Here is a 23768-nt window from a genome sequence, read left to right on the forward strand (position 1 = left end):
CCGTGCGAACGCTCGCGCTGCACGGCGGCGAGCGAGTCGCCGTGGTCCCCACGGTGTGGATCGACGCATTCGGCGTCGTCACCCGCGGGGAGGTGCAGCTGGAGCTGCGTGACGGCGAGCTCGGGCCGGTTCTCGGCCTGGACGCCGGGTTCTGGCTCCAGGGCACCGGAGTCCGCGCCCTGCTCAACCCCGGCCGTCACACGGCGATGGTCCGCATCGCCACCCGTAGTTCAGGACCGTCAGCAGACGTCCAACCCACCCCGAATACCCATGAACGATTGATGGAGGAATGACATGAGCAACATCAAGGACACCCAGGTCCACGCTGGCCCGGCTTCGAGCCAGACCGGCTCGACTCAGAAGCCTCGAGTCCGAGGACTCGTCGGCAAGGGCTTGCTTGCCGCGGTCGCCGCGGCTGCGGCCACCACTGTTGTCGCTGCATTGGCCAAGGCCGCTGGCGTGGTCTTCGAGATCCCCGATGGTGGCGAGACGATCCCGTTGTCCGGCATCGCTTTCGTGACCGGCGTCTTCTCAGTTGTCGGCGTCGTCATCGCCGCCACCCTGCTTCGCTGGAGCGCGAACCCGGCCAAACGCTTCGTGCAGGCGGCAGTGGCATTGACCGCGATCTCGCTGATCCCGCCCTTCATCTCCGGCGCAACCACCGCCACTAGCTTCGCTCTCGTCGGCCTCCATCTCGTCGCGGCCGCAGTGATGATCCCCACCCTGAACCGATCCCTGCCCTCCTGAACCGCATCGGTCGACGATGAGTCGGCGACAGCATCTGGAGGGTCTGGTCGGCTTTCACGCCCGGCTCGCGAAGGGCGACCACCGCGGTCCCGCGATCGGCGAGACCCTGTCGCATCTTCCCCAGCCTGAGTCACGACGACGTCAGGGGGAGTCCTCTGCTGCGGGGTCCTTGCGCTGGTTGGCCCTGAATCGCGCTTTCTTCTGGCGGTTTCCACAGGTGTTCATGTCGCACCATCTGCGGCTCCGGCTCTGGCTCGTGTCGAAGAAGGCGGCACGGCAGGTGGGCGAGGAGCACAGGGCCAGCTGTCCGTCACGCTCTCCCGCGATGATGTCGATCGCGTCCGCGGCGATCACGCTGAGAGCATCCTCGACGGAAGCAGGCGAGCCGAGCCGCCATTGACGCGCACGTTTGGGGGTGAGGATGGCCGCGACCCGACCCCCGACGCTGCACTCATTGATGACGCGAACAGCAGCTGCTGGCAGCGATTTCTGCAGCGCTGCCGCCGTCGCGGCGGCGTGAATCGACTCCCTCAGCTCCTTGGCGAGTTCGAGCTGCGCCTGGGTGCAGGAGTCCACGGCAAGCCCGTTCACCACCAGCCAGTCCACGAGTCGCTGCGGCGTGGGAATGCGCTCGACCGGCGTGCCCTGACGCTCCGACAAAGTCCCCGTGAAGCTGGTCGCCAGCACGGCCCCGAGACGGAAGTCAGGAAACTCAGAAGGCATGGAACCACCTTAGCCGGTTGCCTCACGCCCTGTTCGACTGGTAGAACCGTCTTAGCCGGTTCCACGGTCGATTCGACTTCACGACGATTCGGGCACACGACGCCGGGACGGAGGGCCAACACGATGGTTGATTGCGGTGTTCTACCGGGGTTCGTCGCGGTGATTCTGCTCTTCCTCATCCCGCCCGGACCCGACATGGCCTTCATGCTCGCTGTGGGCCTCGAACGCGGTCGCCACGCGGCCCTGGCAGCAATTCTCGGCATTGGCACCGGCATGAGCGTCTACGCCACCGCAGTCGTCATCGGGCTCGGGCGGGTGGCCGAGTCGCACCCGCTGCTCCTCGACGCGGTGAAACTGTTCGGAGCGGGCTACCTGGGGTGGCTGGCCTATGTCACCTTCCGCAATGCGCGCGCCAGCGCCAGCGGCTCCCAAGGCCCTTCGACCGGGCGCCCCTATGTGCGAGGCGTGCTGGTCAGCCTGACCAATCCCAAGCTGATCCTCTTCTTCCTGGCGGTCCTTCCACAGTTCATGGGCAGGGCGGAGAACGCTGGGATGCAGTTGGCACTGCTGGGCGCCGTCAACGTCCTCGCAGAGGTCGTCCTCTACGGGGCGATCGGCCTGCTCGCGGGTGCCTTCCATGCGCGCTTCATCGGCACCCGAGGCGCCGGTGCGGTCCTGAACTACATCGCGGGCGGGGTCTATCTGGCGCTGGCAGTCGCAGTGGTGACGGACCTGCTGCGACGCTGATCCTCCTACTTCCGACGACGTCGGGCGCCCTTCTTCACCCAAGACCCCGGGTCCGTCGAGTCGAACGCAGGTCGCACTGGAGTAGGGAATGGTCTGCGCCTCGGCCGCATGATGAGTTGATAGGTCGCGTGCACGGTTCCCGCCAAGCCCGCAAATCCCAGACCGAGCATGAGTGTCTCGTAAAACCCCCAAACCCCTACGCCTTGCTGCACAGCCGTGCTGGGATCCGACGCGTCGTAAAGGATTTCGATGCGGTCGCCTACCTCGGCTTCAAATTCGTATCGAGTGAGGCTGATCGGTTCGGTGTACTCCGCCTCCACGAGACGGACGTCCACGCTGTCCTCACTCAGGCGCCCCCAATCCTCGTTGAGCGCGATGACATCTGCCGCGGCAACAACGCCCCGTTCCCTGAGTGCCTGTTGCACTACCAGGGCGTTCACGACGAACGCGCCTCCGGCGAGGAGGCAGAACAGTGAGCACACAAGGCTGCCCACGGGTCCGAGTCGACGGTTCACGCCCAAAACCTATCGGCGCCGTGAGGGAGCCGACGACTGTCGGGGTAGGTCCTGGCTGGTGTCGGCGTTCGATTGTGAGGACGTGGCTCCATGGGACGCCGACCCTGCAGTTTGACCCCGACACCGGGCCTCGCCGACCGAGTCGTACGTTGGAACTCATGAAGGCCATCACCATCACCGAGCCGGGCGGCCCGCAGGCCCTCGTCCTCTCCGACGTCGACACCCCTGAGCCCAAGGCCGGCGAGGTCCGCATCAAGGTCGCTGCCGCCGGCGTCAACCGCGCTGACACCCTTCAGCGACAGGGCTTCTACAACCCGCCCCCCGGTGAGACCGACATCCCCGGGCTCGAGGTCTCCGGTGTCATCGACGCCGTCGGCGACGACGTCACCGAATGGGTCGTCGGCGACGCGGTGTGCGCGCTGCTCGTGGGTGGCGGCTACGCCGAGCAGGTCACCGTCCCCGCCGGTCAGGTCCTCCCCATCCCCGCGGGCGTCGACCTTAAGGACGCCGCCGCGCTGCCCGAGGTCACGTCGACCGTCTGGTCCAACGTCTTCCTCACCGCGAACCTCCAGCCCGGCGAGACCCTCCTCATCCACGGCGGCTCGTCCGGCATCGGCACCATGGCGATCCAGCTCGCGCGCGAGGTCGGTGCCCGCGTCGCCGTCACCGCCGGCTCCCAGGAGAAGCTCGACTACTGCCGTGAGCTCGGGGCTGAGATCCTGATCAACTACAAGGAGCAGGACTTCGTCGAGGAGCTCAAGAAGGCGACCGGTGGCCACGGCGCCGACGTCATCCTCGACAACATGGGCGCAAAATATCTCCCCCGCAACGTCCAGGCCCTCGCCACCGCCGGCCGCCTCGTCATCATCGGCATGCAGGGGGGCGTCAAGGGTGACCTCGACATCGGCGCCCTCCTCCGCAAGCGCGGCGCCGTCATTGCCACGTCCCTGCGAGCTCGTCCGGTCGCGGAGAAGGCAACCATCGTCGCGGCCGTCCGCGAGCACGTCTGGCCGATGATCACCGATGGCCGCGTCCGACCGATCATCCACTCGCGCCACCCCCTGGCCAACGCCGGCGACGCCCACGCAGAGATGGAGGCCAGCCAACACATCGGCAAGATCCTCCTGCTCACGAACTGAGCAGCAGACCAGCCGACCAACCCGAGTTTGGCGAGAACTCGCCACCGAATGGACTTGCGCAACCACCTACATACTCGGTATACATGTCCTGTCCGAGCACGGCATACCGAGTATTCAGGCGGATCAGGGGCCAACTGAAAGCTCTCGGTATGCCGGCTCGGCACCGTACTCGGGAGCGCAGGGGTTCCCGTGTCGAACGTCCAAGGAGACACGAATGTCGGTCAAGCAAGGTCTGATGGCACTCCTCGCAGAGGGCCCGATGTATGGCGCTCAGCTGCGGGTCGAGTTCGAGGAGCGAACCGGCGGCACGTGGCCGCTCAATGTCGGGCAGGTCTACACGACGCTGAACCGGCTCGAGCGCGACGGGCTCGTCCAGCCGACCGGCGAGGCCGACATCGAGGGCCGCATCTCCTATCGCCTCACCGACGCGGGTCGGACCGAGGTGAGCACCTGGTGGACCACGCCCGTCGACCGCGACACCACGCCGCGCAACGAGCTGACCATCAAGCTCGCGCTGGCCGTGACCGTCCCCGGCGTCGACGTCCAGGCCGTCGCCCAGACCCAGCGCACCTCAACCCTCAAGCACCTCCACGACCTCACCCGGCTCAAGCAGCAGGTGATGCGCAAACAGCGTGACGCCGAGCGCGCCGACAAGGCCGCTGGTGACACCCCGGCCCGAGAAGAGGGCGCGGCCAACCACGACCTCGCCTGGCTCCTCGTCCTCGAGAACCTCATCTTCACCGCGGAGGCGGAGGTCCGCTGGCTCGACCACGTCGAGACCCGCCTGCACCGGGAGTCGTTGCGCCCTTTTCCCCGGCCGGGGGCCACCGGCCAGGCGGCGGCGCGAGCGGCAGCCGAGGAGACGGCATACCGGCGTGAGCTCGAAACCCAACAACAGAGCGACGCGAGCAAGACGGAGGCACGACGATGACCGCCCCCAGCCTGCTCCTCGACAATGTCACCCGCGTCCACGGCACCGGTGACACGGCAGTCCGCGCCCTCGACGGGGTGAGCCTGGAAGTCATGCCCGGCGAGCTCGTTGCGGTCATGGGCCCGAGCGGCTCCGGCAAGTCCACCCTCCTCAACCTCGCCGGTGGACTCGACCAGGCCACCAGCGGTCGCGTCGTCATCGAGGGCGAAGACCTCACCGGTCTCAACGCCAAGGGCATCGCCCAATTGCGGCGCAGGAGAGTGGGATTCGTCTTCCAAGACTACAATCTCATCCCCAGCCTCACCGCTGCCGAGAACGTGGCACTCCCCCTCGAACTCGACGGCGAACGCGCCGGCAAAGCGCGGCGTCACGCTCGCCAGAGCCTCGAGCTCATGGGCCTGCGCGAACTGAGCGACCGCTTCCCCGATCAGATGTCGGGTGGCCAACAGCAGCGCGTCGCCATCGCCCGCGCCCTCGTCGGCAGCCGTCGCCTCGTCCTCGCCGACGAACCGACCGGCGCTCTCGACAGCCACACCGGTGAAGACGTCCTGCGGGTCCTGCGTGAACGCTGCGACGACGGTGTCGCGGGACTCCTCGTCACCCACGAAGCCCGGCACGCCGCCTGGGCCGACCGCGTCGTGTTCCTGCGCGATGGCGTTGTCGTCGACTCGACCGGGCGCGCCAGCTCGGCCGAGGACCTCCTCGACTCCGCGAGCGCGAACCGATGACCACCCTGACCAGGCGGGGGGCTCACTCAGGGGAGCAGCCCCCCGCCGCCTCAGGCGACTTCGACTCCCACGACGGTGGTGACGGCAGCGGCCGCACCGCGTGGGGTCGCCTCACCGGCAGCTGGGGCATTGCCCTGCGCATGGCCCGGCGTGACGTCCGCCGGCACAAGGGCCGCAGCGCGCTCATCATGATCATGGTGTCGCTGCCGACGCTCCTCCTCGTCTTCGCAATCGTCGCGGGAGCGACGAGCCAGATCGACGGCCCGGAGCAGATCCCTTCGCGCATGGGCAACGGCGTCGCGAGCCTCGACTACCCGCAGGACGGCATTGTCGACCAAGCCTTCGACCCCGGCGGTAGCGGAGGCACCAATGGCACGGCGACCCCCATCCCGGGGTGGTTCGAGAACGGCTCCTCCTTCGACAACGCCCAAGCCGTGAGCTCGTTGACGAAGGCCACAGCCGTTCCCTACCTCGATGAGTCGGTGTCCACTCGGATCGGGGACCGTCGACTCAGCATCAACAGCCTGGCGATCGACCCGCGGCCGGGACTCAAGGAGAAGGTCGAACTCACCGGTGGACGTCTGCCCGAACGCGCGGGCGAAGTCCTCGTCTCCGACGCCGGCGAGGCTCGGGGCCTGCCCACCAGCGGCGCCTTCACGGTGCGGGGGCAGGGTGAAGACGTGGAGGTCGAGGTGGTCGGCACGGCGAAGGCCCTGAGCCCGTGGGGAGGCACCTACGACATGGTTGTGCCCCAGCCCTTCGTCAAGGGCGTGGCTGGCGGCGGCTGGATCCTGCTCGGCTCCGAGCCGGTGAAGTGGCCCGAGGTCAAACGACTCAACGCCCACGGCTTCATCGTCTATTCGGCCGATGTCCTCAAGAACCCACCATCGGACAGCGTGCTCTCGGACGATCAGCGCGTGATGCTGCAGAGCAACAACGACCGCACGGGAACCTTCATCGCGATCGGTGGAGCACTCCTCCTCATCATCACGACCTTGCTCGTCGGTCCCGCTTTCGCCGTGAGTGCCGCCCGGCAGCGCAGAACTCTCGCGCTGTCGGCGAGCAACGGCGCCACCACCGCTCAGTTGCGGCACACCGTCCTTGCCCAAGCCCTCGTGCTCGGTGTCATGGCCGCCCTGGCGGGGTTGGCTCTCGGCGTCGTTGCCGCGTGGTTGATCCTGCGCATCGGAAGCGTGACCCGCTTCCTCGGCACGTCAGGTCCCTTTGAGGTGCCTGTCCTCGCGGTCGGACTCATCACCTTGGCCGCGGTGGCCAGCGCAATCATCGCCGCCCTCCTGCCGGCCCGCCGGTTGGGCCGGCTCGACATCGTCGGGGTGATGAAGGGGCAGAATGTCTCGCCCCGCCCGAGCAAGACCGTCTTCCTCGTCGGGGCTGTCCTCGCCGGACTAGGAGGGTTCGCCGTCATCTGGCTCGCTGCCAGTCAGGCCGCGGGCGGAAGGGATGGAGGTGAAGTCCAGACTGTCGCGGCAACCGTGGCTCTCGTCGTCGGGGCCATCATGCTCGCGCCGATGATCCTCGTCGGCATCGCCCGGCTCAGCTCGCGCCTGCCGGTGTCACTGCGCATGGCCACACGAGACGCCGGCCGCCAGCGCAGCCGCAGCGTGCCGGCCATCGCCGCGATCCTCGCCGGCGTCGCCGTCCTCACGATGACCCTCATTGCGAGCGGAAGCGACGAGGAACAGGGGCGGCGGGAGTACATCGCGCAGAACATCCCCGGAGACGCCAAGGTGTCGAGCAATGGAGTGCCGGAGGAGGGCGGTCTCAACGTCGCAGAGATCTCGACGGCATTCGCGACGGTCCAGCCCGGGCTCGAGATCTCACCCGTGGCTGCTGTGATGACCGACCCGGGGATGACCGGTGCAGGCCAGCCCGCCAAGCCCTACGACCTGACCTCGGTCAATATCGTCCCGCCCGGATGCACGCCCGAGCAGTCAGTCAGCGACACGCTCGGGAACGGTGAGACTTACGGGGCTGCCCCCTGTCACATCATCGGCACGCAGGGCCAAGGCAATGTCGCCGGCATCGGCTTCACCACCACCGCGGAGATCAGCCGTCGTCTCAGCCACCTCGGCCGTGAGGCCGACGCAAAGACCGTCGAGAGCGGCGGAGTCGTCATTGGCCGAGCCCCCGGCGCGAAATCGCTGCTGGTCGGCGGCAAGGTTGCAGTGATGTCGTCGGTGGCGACCTTCGACCCGAGCAATGACGCTGAGTCAACCACTAGCCAGGGCCCGCGAAACATCAAGACAGTCACCGTGCCCGCGGTTGAGGTCGAGCTCACGAAGGAATCCATCGGGGTGATGCTCGGCTACGGGATGCTCGCCTCAACCGAGTTGGCGAAGTCCAATGGATGGCCCATTCTCGTGGACCAGTTCACGGTTCACGACCCCGCCGGTCCCATCTCACAGAACCTCACCGAGCGCCTCGCGGGTACCACCGGCGACGAGATCTACATCGAGACCGAGCGTGGCTACCAGTCGCCGCTGAAGTGGATCATCCTCGTCCTCATCGGGATCTTCATGCTGCTGCTCCTCGTCATCACCCTCACCTCGACGGCGCTCACCCTGGCCGAGCAGGAGAGCGACCAGGCGACGCTCGCTGCCCTCGGCTCTGGCCGCGGCACTCGACGCGTCATGGCAGCGGCCCAAGCCTTCACGCTCTGCATCATCGGAGCGGTGCTCGGCGTCGCCGTGGGGATCGTCCCGGGCATCGCCCTGGCCTATCCGCTCACCGCCCAGTCGTTCGACCCCGTCACCGGCATGTCCGTCAGCGGCGGCGATCCCATCCTCGTCTTCCCGTGGCTCATCCTGCTCGGGTTCGCCATCGCGGTCCCGGTGATTTCAGCGGGACTGGCCGCGGCCGGCATACGAAAGGCTCCGAACGCCACCCACCGCGCAGCCTGACTGACAGACTTTCGCGTATGCCGTTTCCCACCGATCCAGCCGGCCGTCACCGCGCGATTGCGGGCACCTTCACCGAACGTGCGCGCGGCGTGAGCAACTGGGGTGTGACCGCGCCAGTCAACGGCTGGACCGCGCGCGATGTCGTGCGACACCTCGTCGAGTGGTTCCCCGGGTTCCTCGAAGTGGGGGCCGGAGTGGCGCTCCCACCAGGACCGTCGGTCGACGACGACCCGGTGGGCGCGTGGACGTCGCAGGCCGACGCCATCCAGGCGCTCCTCGACGACCCCGCGACGCAGACCACGATGCTCGAGAACCCGCACATCGGGTCGGTGCCGCTGCCGCAGGCGATCGACCAGTTCTATACCGGTGACGTCTTCATGCACACGTGGGACCTCGCGCGGGCGAGCGGACAGCCGGACCGGCTCGACGCGGAGTTCGCCGGAGTGATGTTGAGCGGGATGCAGGACTTCGATGAGGTGCTGCGGACGTCGGGTCAGTACGGCCCGCGCGTCGAGGTGCCCGACTCCGCCGACATCACCGACAAGCTCATGGGCTTCATCGGCCGCGACCCATCCTGGACCCCGCCCGCCTGAGCGCGTGACACCGCGTGGGGCAGGATGGAGGACATGAGCGACCAGCAGCCCACGCAGCCGGAATCGACCCCCGAGACCGACGAGCAGGAGCCTCGTGAGGTGCACGGCACCGCGACGATCGATGAGGACAAGGTGGTCGTCGTGACGCCCGAGGGCATGGGTGTGGCCCAGCGTGACCCCGAGGGCAAGCCGAGTCAGAACCCCGCCGACCTCGTCGAGCAGCCGGCCAAGGTCATGCGCATCGGCTCGATGATCAAGCAGCTCCTCGAAGAGGTCCGCAACGCACCTCTCGACGAGGCCGGTCGCGCCCGGCTCGCCGACGTCCACGACCGCTCCCTCTCCGAGCTCAAGGACGGCCTCGCTCCCGAACTCGTCGAGGAGCTCGAGCGGATCTCGTTGCCGTTCAGTGACGACGCCCCGTCCGACGCCGAGCTCCGCATCGCTCAGGCGCAGCTCGTCGGCTGGCTCGAAGGCCTCTTCCACGGTATCCAGACCGCGCTCGTTGCCCAGCAGATGGCGGCCCAGGCGCAGCTGCAACAGATGCGTCAGCTGCCTCCCGGTCACGCGCCTGCACCCGGCCAGACGAGCAGCCCGACGGGGATGCCCAACATGCCCGGCGGCTCTCCCGTCCCCGGCGACAGCGGCCCCGGCGAAGGCACCGGGCAGTACCTCTAAACCCCACGGGGTGAGTCTTTTGCGGCAAGGTGCTGATCATGCGCACCTTTTCGAGAATGCTCACAGCTCCTCTGTATGCCGTCGCGCTCGTTGCGCTTGCCGCTCCCGTCGCGAGTGCCGCACCTCCGGGTGGCGCTGCTGATCTGTCGTGGGACGTGACGACAGTTGACGCCGACCAGAGCTTCCGCGGGCTCGACGCCGTGGACCGCGACACCGCGTGGGTGAGCGGTGCGAGTGTGAGCGGCGGGGATGCTCGCGTGTATCTGACGAAGGACGGAGGCGACTCCTGGGACGACGTCAGCCCGGCCGGGAGCGCGGGCCTCAACTTCCGTGACGTCGAAGCCGAGAACGCCCGCACCGCAACGGTTCTCGCGATCGGCGAGGGTGAAGCCTCGAGGATCTATCGCACGACCGATGGCGGCGCGACCTGGATCGAGACGTTCCGCAACACCGAGCCCACCGCGTTCTACAACTGCATGGACTTCTTCCCGGGCGGGAAGCGCGGTTTGGCCGTGAGCGACCCGGTAGCAGGCAAGTTCCGGATCATCTCGACGGACGATGGCGGCCAGTCGTGGGAGGTGCTCCCCGATGCCGGGATGCCGGACTCGACGGGTGAGGCGAACTTCTCGGCCAGCGGCGACTGCCTCACGATCTCGGGACGCGACGCGTGGTTCGGCTCCGGCGGCGCGAAGTCGCGGATCTTCCACTCGACCGACCAGGGGCTGACGTGGGCAGCCACGGACTCGACGATCCCGGCCGGTGAGGCCGCCGGTGTCTTCGGGCTTGCGTTCAAGAACCCCCGCCAGGGCATCGCCGTCGGCGGCGACTTCGCAGCAGCAGCTGACGGGGTCGACGCGTCGGCAACGACCCGGGACGGGAAGTCCTGGACCAACGGAGGCGACCTCGCGCACCTGGGTGAGGACGCGGCATACCTGCGTCGTTCGGTTGTCGTCGTGGGCGAGAGCGGACCGGTCGGCGGCAGCAGCGTCTCGACCGACGGTGGACAGACGTGGAGGCAGTTCAGCGAGGTCGGGTTCCACACGCTCGACTGCACCAACGACGGCGCGTGCTGGGCTGCCGGTGGCAGGGGCCGCGTCGGCACCCTCTGAACCCCGGCCCCGCGTGTATGACGCCACGCTCCAACGCGGTGTGGTGTCTCAGGACTTCGCGGACACTTATGTCTCAGGACTTCGCGGTCAGTCTTGCCGTTGGGTTGGCTGATTGGTACCGGGATCGTGGCGTTGTCAGTGTCAGGTCCGCGACGTGGCCGCGGTCGTTGACGATGGTGATGATGTTTCCCTGCCTGAAGAGGGTGATCGTGGTTCCGGCGTAGCGGCGACCGATCCCGATGCTCGTCTTGTCGACCGTGATCGCGCCGTTGGCTGCGACGACGGCGCTGCGGACGGTCATGGGCAGCGCAAGGTCGCCTGCTGGGCCGTCTTTGGGGCCCAGTCGGTAGCGCTGTCCCGGGGTCAGCCCGCCCAAGTGCGTGCGGCGCCGGTCGTTGTTCTGGTGATGGCGGTAGGTCACAAGCAGCTTGTTGAGGTGATCGATCGAGGTGATCGATCGGACGGCCAGCCATTTCAGGACCGTCTGGTGCGCTCGTTCGCACTTGCCGCAGGTTTGCGGGTGGCCCACGGAGCTGGTGATGGTCTTGACGCCCAGGATGGTCAGGTTCTCCTCCAGGGCGCTGAGCCAGCCTCGTCGTCGACCAGAGAACGCGGTGCCGTTGTCGGTGAGGAACTCCCGGGGAAGGCCGTAGGTTTTGGCTGCGGCCGCGACGGTGGTCCACACGTCAGCAGCGTTCTCGCTGTGTGCTGCTCGCAGGCCAATGTCGTAGCGGGAGTGATCATCGACGATGTGGAGAACCACGACATCCGTACCGTCATCGAGAGTGACGGCGAACCCGTCCATCTGCCAGCGCGTATTGGGTTGAGCCGCTTCGAACCGGCGGGTCGCTCTCTTGGGTTTGCGTTGCGGGACCGCGATCAGCTGCCCGCGCCTTTTCAGGACGCGGTTGATCGTGGCACGAGAAGGGATGTCTGCCCCGACCGGCCACTGTGGGTCAGCGGCCTCGACGAGAGCCTCGAGCCGGAACCGGATCTGCTCGGCGCCCGCATCCCAGCCGTCACCGGTCATCTCCTTACGGACCCGGACGATCACTTCTTCGACCGCAGTACTGACCCTGGTCGGTGACACCAACGGCGCCCGCGACATCGGGAACAATCCGTCGACGCCCAGCTCGTCGAAGCGGTGTCGGTACTTGTAGAAGGTCGTCGTCGACACACCAATTTCGGCGCACGCTTCTCGGATGTTGAACCGCTCTCCACCGACAAACCTGGTCACTAACGCAGCAAGTTCGGGACCCACCGCCACTCCATCCTTGGCCATGCCCCAGCGTGGAGCCAGCCAGTTCGAGTGTCCGCGATGTCCTGAGACTTAATATGTCCGCGAAGTCCTGAGCCTCAACACCACGCTCCAACGCGGTCTCATACACACGGGGCGAGAGGTGGAAGTCGAACTCATGAGTAACTAGCCATGGAAACCTACGGAAGCGTAAGTTGACGAGCATGACCGCCACCACGTGGAGCCAGACCGACCTCCTGCGCGAGCTCAGCCCCGTCGTCGAGGCGAACCTCAACCGGCACATCGGCGTGGCCAAGAACTGGTACCCACACGACTTCATCCCCTGGAGCGACGGGCGCAACTTCGACGGCCTCATGGGTGGTGATGCCTGGAGCCCCGACGACGCGCCGATCTCCGACGTCGCTCGCTCCGCGCTCATCGTCAACCTCCTCACTGAGGACAACCTCCCGAGCTATCACCACGAGATCGCGATCATCTTTGGTCGCGATGACGCGTGGGGCGAGTGGGTCCACCGCTGGACCGCCGAGGAGGGCCGTCACGGCATCGCGATGCGTGACTACATGCTCGTGAAGCGCATGGTCGACCCGGCCGTGCTCGAGGACTTCCGGATGACGCACATGTCGCAGGGCTACGAGTCCGCGCACAGTGGCGAGCTGCTGCACTCGCTCGCCTACGTGTCGTTCCAGGAGCTCGCAACCCGGGTGTCACACCGCAATACGGGGCGCTACACCAACGACCCGATGGCCGACCAGCTGCTGCAGCGGATCGCGGCCGACGAGAACCTGCACATGATCTTCTATCGCAACCTCATGGGGGCGGCGCTGGAGCTCGACCCCAGTGCGTCGGTGATGGCGATCCGCGATGTCGTGCTGAACTTCGCGATGCCCGGCACCGACATCCCCGGCTTCGCGCGCAAGTCCGTCGAGATGGCCGTCGCCGGGATCTATGACCTGCGACAGCACCGCGACGACGTCGTTGCTCCCGTGCTCCGGTTCTGGAAGATCTTTGAGCTGGAGAACCTGTCCGCTGAGGGCGAGCAGGCGCGCATGGAGCTCGCCGACTTCATGTCCGGGCTCGACACCAAGGCAAGCCGGTTCGAGGACAAGCGCGACACCCTCGCCGCCCGCATGAACCTCTGAAACCCCGACGGATTGCGCAATCCGTCGGAATGACTGACTGATTGCGCAATCCGTCGGATCAGACCTCGCGGGCCATGGCGCGACCTGCTGCCCGACCCGAGAACAGGCAGCCGCCCACGAACGTGCCCTCGAGAGAGCGGTATCCGTGCACGCCACCGCCGCCGAACCCGGCAACTTCGCCCGCGGCATACAGGCCGGCCACGGGTTCGCCGTTGTCGCCGATGACCTGACTGTCGAGGTTGGTCTGCAGCCCACCCAGTGACTTGCGGGTCAGGATGTTGAGCCGCACCGCCACGAGGGGTCCGCGCTTGGGGTCGAGGATCCTGTGCGGCGGGAAGGCGCGCTTGGTGAGCTTGTCGCCGCGGTACTGACGGGCGACGTGCATCGCCGCGATCTGCGCGTCCTTGGTGAAGGAGTTGTCGATCTGACGGTCGCGCTCGAGGACCTGGCGCTCGATGTGCGCGAAGTCGACCGGGGCGTCGGGGGTGAGCGCGTTCATCTTGGCCACGAGTTCGCGCAGGGTGTCAGCCTGGACGAAGTCGACGCCGTGATCGAGGAAGGCCTGCATCGACGGTTGCACAGCCGTGATCGGCCGCTTGGCGATGTCCCTGTAGTTGCGGTCGGTGAGGTCGAGGTTCTGCTCGCTGCCCGACAGGGCGAACTCCTTGCCGACCAGGGTGCGGTTGGTGACGAACCACGAGTGGTCGTGCCCGGTCGTCCGCAGATGCTGCAGCGTGCCGAGGGTGTCGAAGCCGGGGAAGTTCGGCGGCGGGAGCCGGTCACCGTTGCCGTCGAACCACAGCGACGACGGGCCGGGCAGGATGCGAATGGCGTGGCTCGGCCAGATCGGGTCCCAGTTGTTGATGCCCTCGACGTAGTGCCACATGCGGTCGCGGTTGATGACCGTGCCACCTGCGCTCTCGGTGATGGCCAGCATGCGTCCATCGACGTAGGCCGGGACGCCGGTGATCATGTGCTCGGGCGCGGGGCCGAGGCGGTCGGGCCAGTTGGCCCGGACGAGGTCGTGGTTGCCACCGATGCCACCACTCGTGACGAGCACGGCGTGCGCGCCGAACTCGAAGTCACCGACGACGTCGCGGTTCGTCGCGACGCCGCGCGCCGAACTGTCTTCTGCGAGAACGGATCCACGCACTCCCGTGACAGTGCCATCGGTCGTGACGACTTCGTCGACGCGGTGACGGGGGCGATAGATGATGCGCCCGCCGGCGATGTGGGTCCGGACACGGTCGATGAACGGCGAGACGACTCCGGTGCCCGTGCCCCACGGGATGTGGAAGCGCGGGACGGAGTTGCCGTGGCCGCCCGCGCGACCGTCGCCACGCTCGGCCCAGCCGACCACGGGGAAGAAGCTGATCCCGAACGTGCGCAGCCACTCCCGCTTCTCACCGGCCGCCCACTCGACATAGGCGCGACCCCACTGGCGCGGCCAGTAGTCCTCGTCGCGGTCCCACCCGGCGCTGCCCTCCCAGTCCTGCCAGGCGAGGTCGAAGTTGTCCTTGATCCCCATCCGCCGCTGCTCAGGACTGTCGACGAGGAAGAGTCCACCGAAACTCCACCACGCCTGACCGCCGAGGTTCGCTTCGCTCTCCTGGTCGAGCAGGACGACGGAGCGCCCGGCATCGGCGAGTTCGTTGGCTGCGACGAGACCGGCGAGGCCGGCCCCAATGACAAGAGCATCGGCGTCCATGCGGCCCAACATATCGGCTCCCTTCTGTTGTCAACCGGCCGGTTCTAGGTGCTTAGTGGGCTCGGTCTTTCGCAGCGCGGCTGTCGCGCGTAGCGTCCTTGGTGCGGGTCCGGGAAGTGGCTGATCCGAAGTGCCGGTGTGCGGGTGCGAGCCGGTCGCGCTGGATGTATGAGACGCCCCGCGTTGCCCTCCCGGGCCCGCCTCTTTGCCCGTGGCTTGGGCGGGTGAGGCATCGGCGACCAGCTGTCGATAGATGACGTCGGAGATCCTTCGCTTGAGGCAGCGCAGTGCCTCGAGGGGTTTCTTGCCCTCGGCGCGCTTGCGCCGGTAGTAGGTCCGCCCGTCGGTGTCGAGCCGGAGCTGGGTGATCGCGGCGATGTGGATCATGTGGTTGACCCGGCGGTTACCCGCTCGGGAGAGACGGTGCCGGTTGTTCTCCCCGGAGGAGGCGTCCAGCGGTGCGGTGCCGGTCCAGGACGCGAACCGGTTGCGGTCAGCGAACCGGGCGATGTCGCCGACGTCAGCCAGGACACGGGCGGCGACCACAGGTCCGATGCCGGGGATGTCCGTCAGGTGTGAGCCGCGGGCCTGGATGATCGCCTTCAGCTCGGCGGTGGCCTTCTTCATCTTGGCCTCGACCGCGACCAGTTCGGCGAGCTCCTCTGCTGCTATCCGGCGGCGGGTCTTGCCGGCGACGTCACGCGGGCGAACTGAGGCGAGCATGCGCTTGGCCTGACCGGTGGTGATGTCCTTCTTCGCCTGCCCGGGAAGCAATTCCGCGAGCAGGGCTTGGAGCCGATCGACGCTCTGGACCCGTCGCCGGGTCAACGCCTCACGGCGGTCCACGAGCAACCTGAGCGCCTCCAGCTCACCGTCGACCTGCAGCACCCGAAGGCCCGAAGTGCGCACCGCGACCATCGCGATCGAGTGTGCGTCGTGGGCATCGGTCTTGCGGTTGTGGCCGGTGTCGAAGAGCCGGACCCGGGCGGCGAGCTTGGCCGGGACGTCCACGACATGCTCCCCTGATTCCAGGAGCCGCTGCGCCAGGGGGCGTCCGACACCGTTGGCGCCCTCGACCGCCCACACCCGGTCCGGCCACGCCTTGGCGTAGGTTCGCATCGCGGTGTAGCCGGCCCGGTCGGTGGTGAACCGGCCCGAACCGAGACGCCGTTCATGATCGTTAACGACCTCGATCGTCGCCGACAGCTTGTGGGGATCGACCCCGATGACAACACGTTCCATGTGCCGCTCCTACCTTGCTCGTACCCGATGTGGACGGCGAGGTGGGCAGTGCTACTACGAGCAGGGCAGTCCCTTCTTGAGCCACGCCTCGTCACGGCGCCCGGCGGGCAGCAGTCCGATAGTGAGCCACACCGACAAAGCGGTGGGCAGCCCAATAGAGAGCGTCCCGCCGAGCACCTGGACCGAGTCTGGCCAGACGCCGGCCCTACCAGCAATCGTCTAGTAGCCCACCAAGTGCTCGCCACAGGCGTCTGGGTATGCCGTTCAGCCCGGTTCCGCTCAACAGGCGCCGCACGCTCGGCGCCCCTATCGAGACATCATCCCCACACCCACTCGGCCTCACCGTCCCTAACTCACCAATTCCTCCCCTGCGGGACACGGAGTGCTTGTCCCGGAGGGGAGGAATTGGTGAGTTAGGGACGCGGGGTGAGGTCGGCCCAGGGGATGGTGGCCACGGAGGCGACCACGACGTCGGCGTCGCGGGCCAGGATCTCAACCGTCGTCGTCCCCAGGACCGCCACCAGAGCGCCGGCACCCGCGGCGCGACCGGACACCAGCCCGGCCGTCGCGTCCTCGATGACGAGGCAGTCACCGATCGGCACACCCAACAGCTCGGCTCCCCGCAGATAGGGCTCGGGCCCGGGCTTGCCGTGCGACACATCGCTCGCCGTCACCACGACTGAAGGGCGCGGCAACCCCGTCGCCACCAGCCGTGCCTGCGCCAGATCCCGCTCGCAGGATGTGACGATGGCGTGCGGCACCCCGAGCCGATCGAGGGTCTCGAAAGCCTCGATGGCACCCGGCAGGACGACGATCCCCTCGGTGTCGCCCACCTCGATCTCACCAATTCGCGCGTGCGCCGCCAGCCGCTCCGATTCGGCGCGGTCGGCCATGACGATGGCGATGGTGTTGGCGCTCGTCCGACCGTGAGCCCCGGCCAGGGCGGCCGGTGCAATCTCGAACTCCTCACACCACTGCAGCCATGAGCGCTCGACGGCTCCCAGCGAGTCGATGAGGGTGCCGTCCATGTCGAACAGGACCCCGGCAAACGTGCGGGAGGGGTACGCCCCCGCCCGCACGTCGCGCTTGTCGCTGACATCGCTGACATTGCTCACGTCGCTCACGGTCCCTCCGGTCGGTGGATGAAGGCGAACTGCGCTGTCTTGGGCGGCAATCCAGGCACGGGATGCGGCACCTCGACCACCGGCCCGAGCTCATCGCCAAAGCGGTGCACGAGCGCGATCGACTTCTCGTTGCGCACGTCGGGCTCCAGGATGATGCGCTTCACGGACGCGTCAGCGAACAGCTCACGTTTGAGGAATCGAAGGAGCGCCTCGAGTGACCCCGACGGACGAGCCCCCGGCCGCATGAAGAGGTGGATGCCGAGGTCGCCCGGCTGACGGTCGTAGTGGTTGCCGATCTCGTCGACGACCGGGTCGTAGGTCTGCACCAGCGCCAGGGGCGCATCGTCAACCTCGACGACGTCGGCGGTGAGGTGCGGCTGCTCCACGATCCACGCATAGGTGTCGCGCACGTCCTCGAGGGTGTGCTCCTGCATCCCCCAGAACTCGGCGCGGTCCTCCTGGACCCATCCGTGCAGCATCGCCGCATCGCCTGCGGGGTCCACCGGTCGACGACGCAAGGTCTCAAAACCCACGATCATTCCTCTTCGTTCGTGATCACTCGTGGTGATGTCGGTCAGGTCGCGCTGGCGTCGTCAGGGTTGTCCAGCACGGCCCAGTCTGTCAGGACGGGCAGCAGCGTCCCACCGACCCACGCGTCGAACTGGTCGGCGCGATGCGGATCATCAAGACCACCACCGGCACCGAGCGGTACCGCCCATTGGCTGGCGTCGCGCTCGGCAAGATCCCAGACATAGCGCGCGACCGGGCCGCGGATCGAGACGCCGTGCGCCGGCAGCCACCCCGACGCGTTGACACAGTCGCCGTCGCCGGGCAGCGGTCGTCCCGACACCGCTGGCGCCACATCGGGCAGCCCGAATCGCTCGAGCACCGAGATCGGGTGGAACCGGTGGTGCTCACCCCACGGCTTGTCGGTCGGCGCGGCCGCCACCTCGGTGACGCTCTGGCGCACCAAGGCAGCGAGGTCGATCCCCGCCTCCGCCAGAACCGTCGCCGACGAAGGATCAAAGAAGGTCGGCAAACAGGCATCGATACGGCCGGCGAAGCTGAACCACGGGTCATACAGAGAACCGTGCGGCGATGCCGACGGAACAGCGGCGTATGCCGGGTGGTCTACCAAGTGCCCGACGAGCCGTGTGCGGATCTGGGCGAACCGCGCTGCGGTGACGCTGTCACTGCGCATCTGCCGATCCCACGGGGCGAGCTCATCCACGAGCTCATCCACCCGGGCTGCGGCCGATGCGTCGAGGGCGGCCGCCTGGTCGGGCTGGGCGGTGGGTGTGGGCCGGCCGGGCTGGGCCAACGCACTGATCGCCTCGAGGAGCGCAGACCCCGCGGTCTGCCGGTCATCGAGCAGGACCTCACGCAGGCTGCTCGCGTCCCACTGCTCTCGCTCGTCGAGGCGCTGGGTGATGCGCCGGGCACGGAACGGCGCCGCACAGGCAGTGCTGATCGCGTCGTAGGCAGCGGTCTCGCGCTGGTTGGCCGTGACTACAGCGCCGTCCACCACCGGGTTCTGTGGCAGGTCGGTGTGGACGCCAACCCGGTCGTGTTCACCGGGCGGAGTCGGGACGCCGGGGATCTGACCCGACGCTCGCACCGGCACCCGCCCGACGACCCTGTGCGCGACCGCCCCAGCGCTATCGGCGACGACAAGGTTGTTCACCGGCTCGACCCACCCCGCAAGTGCGGCCTCGACGTCCCCGACGGACCGAGCCCGCAACAAGGGCAGCACGGCGCCAAGGCCGAGGTCACCGTCGCGCTGCGACGGCATGGACAGGCTCAACACCTCACCACCGGTGGCGCGCTCGTCGATGACCACCGGCCCGCGAGGGGTCACCACGCACTCGACCGCGACCGACTCACCTCCGAGCACCTCGATGACCTCGGCGATGACGCGGCACTCCTCGAGCCCGCTCGACCCCGCGGCGAGCACCCGATCCCCCTCTCGCGCAAGGGTTTCGACGTTCATATCCTGGTAGTCAGCCATCGCGTTGGTGATCGCCCACGCGACAGGCCCGGCGTGCGCGAAGTGCTGCACCCCCGGCACCCCGGCAAACGTGAAACCAGCGACGTCGAACTCGGGGCAGGCCAGATGCACCTGCGCATAGACGTTGGGGGTGTCAAAGAGCCGATGCGGATCACCAGCGATGAGAGGCAGGCCCGACACGGTGCGAGCACCGTTGAGCGCGAACGCATTCGACCCCGGGGCCCGCCCGGGCTCACGCACCACCAACCCTGCCAGTGACTCCCCGACAGCATCCCGCAAGGCTCGCCGCCACAGCTTGTCGGGGAACGTCGAGAAGAGGATGTTGTTCACCGAGAACACTGCGAGCGCCGTCCATGGCTCCCACGCGCCCGGGGCCGCCCCACGGTCTTCGAGCTCACCACAGGTGGCCCCAGCGGCGAAAGCGGCACTCACGCCCGCGCCATACGCAGCAAAGAAGTCCTGGCTCTCGGCGTCGAGCGCGACGAAGGCACGTTGCGCCGTATCGGCGATCCGGGCACGCCGCGCGAAGATGTCCCACTCGAACGCGACCTCACCGAGCAGTGCCGCGACGCACCCCTGCGCCTGACGCCGATCGGCATCGAGCTGCCAGGTGCGGCTCTGCGCGGCCTCGACACCTTGGGCGAATGCGAGGTCGGTGACGGAGGAGGCCCAGATGTGGGGGATGCCGTGCTCGTCGCGGATGACGTGGGCACCATCTGGCAGCGGGCCAACTGCGTTCATGCGGTCACCTTAGGGTGGGGCCATGTCTGGTCCAGGTGCGGGACACCCCCGCGGCGCCCTGCTCACTGCGACCGCCGCTGTCGTCGCGCTCGTGGGTGGCTGGACGTGGGCGGCGACCCAGCAACCGGCTGGCTTCGACTCGGTGCGCGAGTCCATCAGCGCCCTTGCCGCCCTCGAGACACCTCACCGCTGGATCATGACCGTCGCGCTCATCCTTACCGGCCTCGCGCACATCGGCTCAGCGCTCATGTTGCCGGGCCTGCGTCGCGCGGGACGGTGGGTGCTCGGTGGGGCCGGGCTGGCCACCATCGGGGTGGCGCTCGTGCCGCTCCCCTCTCGTTCCGATGGCTCGCTCGCCCACACGGTCGTCGCCTCGGTGAGCTTCGTGCTGCTGGCCCTCTGGCCGTGGTTCGGGGCCGACCGCTCGGGCACCCCTCTGGTTCAGCCTCGCGTGGCTCGGCCTGCGGCGGCCCTGATGCTCGTCCTCGTCGCGTCGCTCACGGTGGGAGCAAGAGCAGGTATGCCGTTCGGTGCGCACGAGCGCGTCGTCGCCGCGCTGCTCGCGCTCTGGCCCCTGGCGACCGCGGTCACGGCGTGGTGGGCCCTTGGTCACCGGGTCGGCGGGCGGAGGGTTCGCAACCTTCTCGCGGTCGCGGCGCTCACCATCGCCTGCGCCGCCGGTGGGACGGCTGCCACCCGCCTGGCGCCGGCCACGGCCGACACCACGCACTACTCGGCGCAGGTGCAGCTGTCGATGGACCCGCGGACCTCGAGCCACCTCAATGCCCGCACTCTGTTTGGCGACATCGACGTCGGTTTCACCGGGTTCGCCCCAGGCATTGAGGCCACTCCTCAGGTCAAGGCCTCGATCGCTGAACTCCTCAGTCAACCGGGCATCACCGTCTCGAGCCTGCAGCCGGGACCAGCTGAGCTGACCACCGCCATCCGCACGGCTGCTCGTGACGTCGGGCTGCGGTTCGCGATCGGCGCACTCCTGATCATGGCCCTCTCGCTGGGTGTCAGCGCTCTGGCACGGCGCCGTCGACCCCAGGTCAGGACCGTGGTCGGGGCGTCGGTAGCGTGGGCGATCGCCTGTGGCGCTACAGGTCTGGGCATCTGGCAGACCTACCAACCCGTCCGGCAGCACGAGTTCACGTCCACCGGCGTGCTCGGCACGGTGCAGCGCAACCAGTCACTCCTGTCCGACGTCGAGGCCCGCACGGCGCAGGTGTCGCCCTATCTGCGCAACCTCATCGCCCTCTCGTCAGCGCTCCAGGACAAGTACTCACCGACCGAGCTCTCGGAGCCATCCGCCCTGCGCATCCTCCTGGTCTCCGACCTCCACGCGGGCAACCAGTACGCCCTCCTGCGCACGATCGTCGAGGAGGAGGACATCGACCTCGTCGTCGACACCGGCGACCTCGTGAACTTTGGCACCGTGACCGAGGGTGACGCGTCCGGGATGTTTGCCGGCATCGCCTCGCTGCCGGTTCCCTATCTCTTCACCCGGGGCAACCATGACGCGACCTCCGCCACCGACAGCGCCATCCTCGATCGCCTGGCCAGGGTCCCCAATGTTGTTCTGTTGCAACCCGATACGAAGAGCTACAACGTCGTGGAAGCGGGCGGCATACGCATCGGCGGTTTCAACGACCCACGCTGGTTCGGCGATGACGGCAAGCGAAGCAAGGACAAGCAACAGCCCGCCAAGAAGTCGTTCATCGACGCCTTCGCCCAGCAGGAGCCGCTCGACCTCCTTGTCTCACACGAGCCGTGGGCCGTGCAGGACGTGCCACGCGCAGACGTCGCCGTGAACGGACACATGCACACGCCCGACCTCGAGGGGAACCGGATCCAGGCTGGCACGTTCACCGGCGGCGGGCCACTCACCCACTTCGTTGGCGAAGAGGACGGTGAGGAGCTCGTCGGCCAGCCGTCCGCGTTCGACGTGCTGACCTTCGGCGAGACGTGTCGCCTGACCTCGGTGACCCGCTACCGCTACCGCAACGTCATCGAGGGACGACCGGCCTACGACGACGTCAGCCTTGTGAACGGCAGCCGCATCGACACCGCAACCGACCCGGACCGGACGTGTGCGAAGCCCGAACCCGGCACCGGCCCACTCGGCGGCCTCACGGTGCGAGAGGTGACCGCTCAATCGCCCGAGTCGACACCGAGCGAGGCAGACTGAGGAGCATGGCTGACTACACCGATGCAGAACGTGACACTGTCCGCAACGCCGCTTTCGGGGCGATCGCCCTCGTGAGCAAGGCCGATCCCGGCTTTTTCTCGTCCTTCAAGGAGAGCCTCGCCGGGTCCAAGGCCCTCGCCTCCGCACCCAAGGAGATCACCGAGATCCTTCGCGGCGGAGGGCTACCCAAGCCTCCGACCGGCGATCCGGCGGCGCAGGAGCAGGCCGTCCTCACTGGGCTGACCCAGGCAGTCGCCGTCCTCGGGGCGAAGGACGACGGTTCGGCGCAGGCGTTCAAGGGCGTCATCCTCGAGGCCGTCCAGAAAGTCGCTGAGGCGTCCGACGGCGTCAACGCCGACGAGCAGGCTCTCCTCGACAAGGTCAGGACCGCCCTGGCCTGAGCGCCCCCACGAGTCCGGTGACGAGAGGTCGGTTGATCCGACCGTCGCCCAAACCGATCTCGACGAGCGTGTCGAACACCCGGCGATCGCGTCCGGCGGCGCGGATCCCCGCGTCCACCACGGCGGGTGACTGCGCGAGCCGGGACGACAGCCACGTGTGCCTGAGGTGCGTGCCGAGTAGCCGACGGACCTCGCGGCGGTGAACCGCGCCAGCGTCCGTGGGGCGCCCGGCGCGCACCGCGCGAGCAGCGGTGCGACCAGCGGCGATCCCCGTCGCGATGGCGTAGTAGATGCCCTCGCCCGTCATCGGGTTGACCAGCCCCGCGGCGTCGCCGACGAGGAGCACCGCGCCGTCGGGTTGATCCCAGCGCCACGAGCTGAGCGGCAGGTGATGACCAAGCCAGCCCGAGCCGGTGCTGGCGGCGCCGGGCAGGAGCGACTCGAGCTGGTCGAGCAGGAGCTGGCGGCTGGGCGCGGCCCGCCTGGACCCCTCGCCCGGGAGCAACTCGCCGTAGCCGACGTTGACGAGCCCGTTGCCGCAGTCGAAAGCCCAGGCGTAGGAGGGCTGACGGCGGTCGCCGTAGCGGATGACCTGGCGCCCGCGCCACGCGTCGGTGACCCGGGCGTAGCCGCGCAGGGCCAGAGCCCGTGGGTCACGGCGACGCCCGAGCAGCTGAGCGCGCACCACCGAGCTGGCACCGTCTGCGCCGACGACCACCTGGGCCTCGATCTCGCCCGCGACACGGAGCGGGTGGGTGCTGAACGCCGTGACCCGCTGGCGGCGCAGTTCGGCCCCTGCCGCCACGGCGTGCTCGACGAGCCGCGCGTCGAAGACCTTGCGTGGGATGACGTGGACCTCGCGATCCATCTCGCCCTCGACGCTGACGTCCCCGTGCGAGAGCTCGAGCTGGCGGACCGGCTCCCAGCCATCGACGACGGCGGCGGCGCCCACCTGTGCGAGCGCGGTGACGACGTGCGGAGCGATGCCGTCGCCGCAGGACTTGTTACGGGGGAAGTCGCTGCGGTCCAGCAGCACCACCCGCAGTGACGGGTCCTCGGTGAGCGCGCCCAGCGCGGTGGCGGCACCCGCGGGCCCGGCGCCGATGACGAGCAGATCGGTCTTCACGT

The 23768-nt window shown here is 68.0% G+C and carries 22 protein-coding genes; 13 read left to right on the top strand and 9 right to left on the bottom strand.

All coding sequences use genetic code 11. From position 1 onward, the window contains the following. Window positions 1–2: 2 nt before the first annotated feature. Both V6K52_RS18375 and V6K52_RS18380 read left to right on the top strand, forming a co-directional pair. Window positions 3–293, top strand: a complete 291-nt coding sequence (locus V6K52_RS18375; protein ID WP_353951555.1) for a hypothetical protein — start codon at window positions 3–5, stop codon at window positions 291–293. 1 nt (window position 294) lies between these two features. Continuing rightward, complete coding sequence (locus V6K52_RS18380; RefSeq protein ID WP_353951556.1) at window positions 295–747, top strand: DUF6069 family protein; 453 nt, start codon at window positions 295–297, stop codon at window positions 745–747. Window positions 748–888: 141 nt separating this feature from the next. Here V6K52_RS18380 and V6K52_RS18385 read toward each other — a convergent pair whose 3' ends face one another. After that, complete coding sequence (locus tag V6K52_RS18385; RefSeq protein ID WP_353951557.1) at window positions 889–1470, bottom strand: CGNR zinc finger domain-containing protein; 582 nt, start codon at window positions 1468–1470, stop codon at window positions 889–891. 159 nt (window positions 1471–1629) lie between these two features. Here V6K52_RS18385 and V6K52_RS18390 point away from each other — a divergent pair, with 159 nt between their 5' ends. Continuing rightward, the gene (locus tag V6K52_RS18390) at window positions 1630–2217 is read left to right on the top strand and encodes a LysE family translocator (RefSeq protein ID WP_353951558.1); all 588 of its coding nucleotides are present in this window, start codon (window positions 1630–1632) and stop codon (window positions 2215–2217) included. A 5-nt stretch (window positions 2218–2222) separates the two neighbouring features. Here V6K52_RS18390 and V6K52_RS18395 read toward each other — a convergent pair whose 3' ends face one another. Then, window positions 2223–2732, bottom strand: coding sequence for a DUF3592 domain-containing protein (locus V6K52_RS18395; protein ID WP_353951559.1), 510 nt, complete (start codon window positions 2730–2732; stop codon window positions 2223–2225). A 158-nt stretch (window positions 2733–2890) separates the two neighbouring features. Here V6K52_RS18395 and V6K52_RS18400 point away from each other — a divergent pair, with 158 nt between their 5' ends. From V6K52_RS18400 to V6K52_RS18430, 7 genes are all read left to right on the top strand, one after another. Then, window positions 2891–3871: an NAD(P)H-quinone oxidoreductase gene (locus V6K52_RS18400; protein ID WP_353951560.1), complete on the top strand. Its 981-nt coding sequence runs from the start codon at window positions 2891–2893 to the stop codon at window positions 3869–3871. Between the two features lie 214 nt (window positions 3872–4085). Then, window positions 4086–4802, top strand: coding sequence for a PadR family transcriptional regulator (locus tag V6K52_RS18405; protein WP_353951561.1), 717 nt, complete (start codon window positions 4086–4088; stop codon window positions 4800–4802). Further along, window positions 4799–5530 carry an ABC transporter ATP-binding protein gene (locus tag V6K52_RS18410; RefSeq protein WP_353951562.1) on the top strand — a complete coding sequence of 244 codons (732 nt, stop codon included), beginning with the start codon at window positions 4799–4801 and terminating at the stop codon, window positions 5528–5530. Before V6K52_RS18405 ends, V6K52_RS18410 begins: the two co-directional genes overlap by 4 nt. Continuing rightward, window positions 5527–8451, top strand: coding sequence for an FtsX-like permease family protein (locus V6K52_RS18415; protein ID WP_353951563.1), 2925 nt, complete (start codon window positions 5527–5529; stop codon window positions 8449–8451). Before V6K52_RS18410 ends, V6K52_RS18415 begins: the two co-directional genes overlap by 4 nt. Before the next feature lie 17 nt (window positions 8452–8468). Next, window positions 8469–9044, top strand: coding sequence for a TIGR03086 family metal-binding protein (locus tag V6K52_RS18420; RefSeq protein WP_353951564.1), 576 nt, complete (start codon window positions 8469–8471; stop codon window positions 9042–9044). 33 nt (window positions 9045–9077) lie between these two features. Next, on the top strand, window positions 9078–9719 hold the full coding sequence (locus tag V6K52_RS18425; protein WP_353951565.1) for a bacterial proteasome activator family protein: 642 nt from the start codon (window positions 9078–9080) through the stop codon (window positions 9717–9719). Between the two features lie 56 nt (window positions 9720–9775). Further along, window positions 9776–10828 (top strand): oxidoreductase, encoded by a 1053-nt coding sequence (locus V6K52_RS18430; protein ID WP_353951566.1) that lies wholly within the window; start codon window positions 9776–9778, stop codon window positions 10826–10828. 73 nt (window positions 10829–10901) lie between these two features. Here V6K52_RS18430 and V6K52_RS18435 read toward each other — a convergent pair whose 3' ends face one another. Then, complete coding sequence (locus V6K52_RS18435) at window positions 10902–12110, bottom strand: IS481 family transposase (RefSeq protein ID WP_353951241.1); 1209 nt, start codon at window positions 12108–12110, stop codon at window positions 10902–10904. A gap of 179 nt (window positions 12111–12289) precedes the next feature. On the opposite strand from V6K52_RS18435, the gene V6K52_RS18440 reads away from it, so the two are divergent. After that, window positions 12290–13225 carry an acyl-ACP desaturase gene (locus tag V6K52_RS18440; RefSeq protein WP_353951567.1) on the top strand — a complete coding sequence of 312 codons (936 nt, stop codon included), beginning with the start codon at window positions 12290–12292 and terminating at the stop codon, window positions 13223–13225. A gap of 58 nt (window positions 13226–13283) precedes the next feature. Here V6K52_RS18440 and V6K52_RS18445 read toward each other — a convergent pair whose 3' ends face one another. The 5 genes from V6K52_RS18445 to V6K52_RS18465 form a co-directional block, all read right to left on the bottom strand. After that, window positions 13284–14933: an FAD-binding dehydrogenase gene (locus tag V6K52_RS18445; RefSeq protein WP_353951568.1), complete on the bottom strand. Its 1650-nt coding sequence runs from the start codon at window positions 14931–14933 to the stop codon at window positions 13284–13286. Window positions 14934–14963: 30 nt separating this feature from the next. Beyond that, on the bottom strand, window positions 14964–16175 hold the full coding sequence (locus tag V6K52_RS18450) for an IS110 family transposase (protein WP_353950462.1): 1212 nt from the start codon (window positions 16173–16175) through the stop codon (window positions 14964–14966). 413 nt (window positions 16176–16588) lie between these two features. Next, window positions 16589–17290: an HAD-IA family hydrolase gene (locus tag V6K52_RS18455; protein ID WP_353951569.1), complete on the bottom strand. Its 702-nt coding sequence runs from the start codon at window positions 17288–17290 to the stop codon at window positions 16589–16591. Between the two features lie 5 nt (window positions 17291–17295). Beyond that, window positions 17296–17832 (bottom strand): GNAT family N-acetyltransferase, encoded by a 537-nt coding sequence (locus tag V6K52_RS18460; protein WP_353951570.1) that lies wholly within the window; start codon window positions 17830–17832, stop codon window positions 17296–17298. A 41-nt stretch (window positions 17833–17873) separates the two neighbouring features. Further along, window positions 17874–20048: a penicillin acylase family protein gene (locus V6K52_RS18465; protein WP_353951571.1), complete on the bottom strand. Its 2175-nt coding sequence runs from the start codon at window positions 20046–20048 to the stop codon at window positions 17874–17876. A 22-nt stretch (window positions 20049–20070) separates the two neighbouring features. On the opposite strand from V6K52_RS18465, the gene V6K52_RS18470 reads away from it, so the two are divergent. Further along, window positions 20071–22239: a DUF998 domain-containing protein gene (locus tag V6K52_RS18470; RefSeq protein WP_353951572.1), complete on the top strand. Its 2169-nt coding sequence runs from the start codon at window positions 20071–20073 to the stop codon at window positions 22237–22239. A 5-nt stretch (window positions 22240–22244) separates the two neighbouring features. Then, window positions 22245–22640, top strand: coding sequence for a hypothetical protein (locus V6K52_RS18475; RefSeq protein ID WP_353951573.1), 396 nt, complete (start codon window positions 22245–22247; stop codon window positions 22638–22640). Here the strand turns inward: V6K52_RS18475 and V6K52_RS18480 are convergent. Continuing rightward, window positions 22621–23766, bottom strand: a complete 1146-nt coding sequence (locus V6K52_RS18480) for an NAD(P)/FAD-dependent oxidoreductase (RefSeq protein ID WP_353951574.1) — start codon at window positions 23764–23766, stop codon at window positions 22621–22623. The genes V6K52_RS18475 and V6K52_RS18480 overlap by 20 nt on opposite strands. Between the last annotated feature and the right edge of the window lie 2 nt (window positions 23767–23768).

This window comes from Knoellia sp. S7-12 (genome assembly GCF_040518285.1).
Taxonomy (GTDB): domain Bacteria; phylum Actinomycetota; class Actinomycetes; order Actinomycetales; family Dermatophilaceae; genus Knoellia.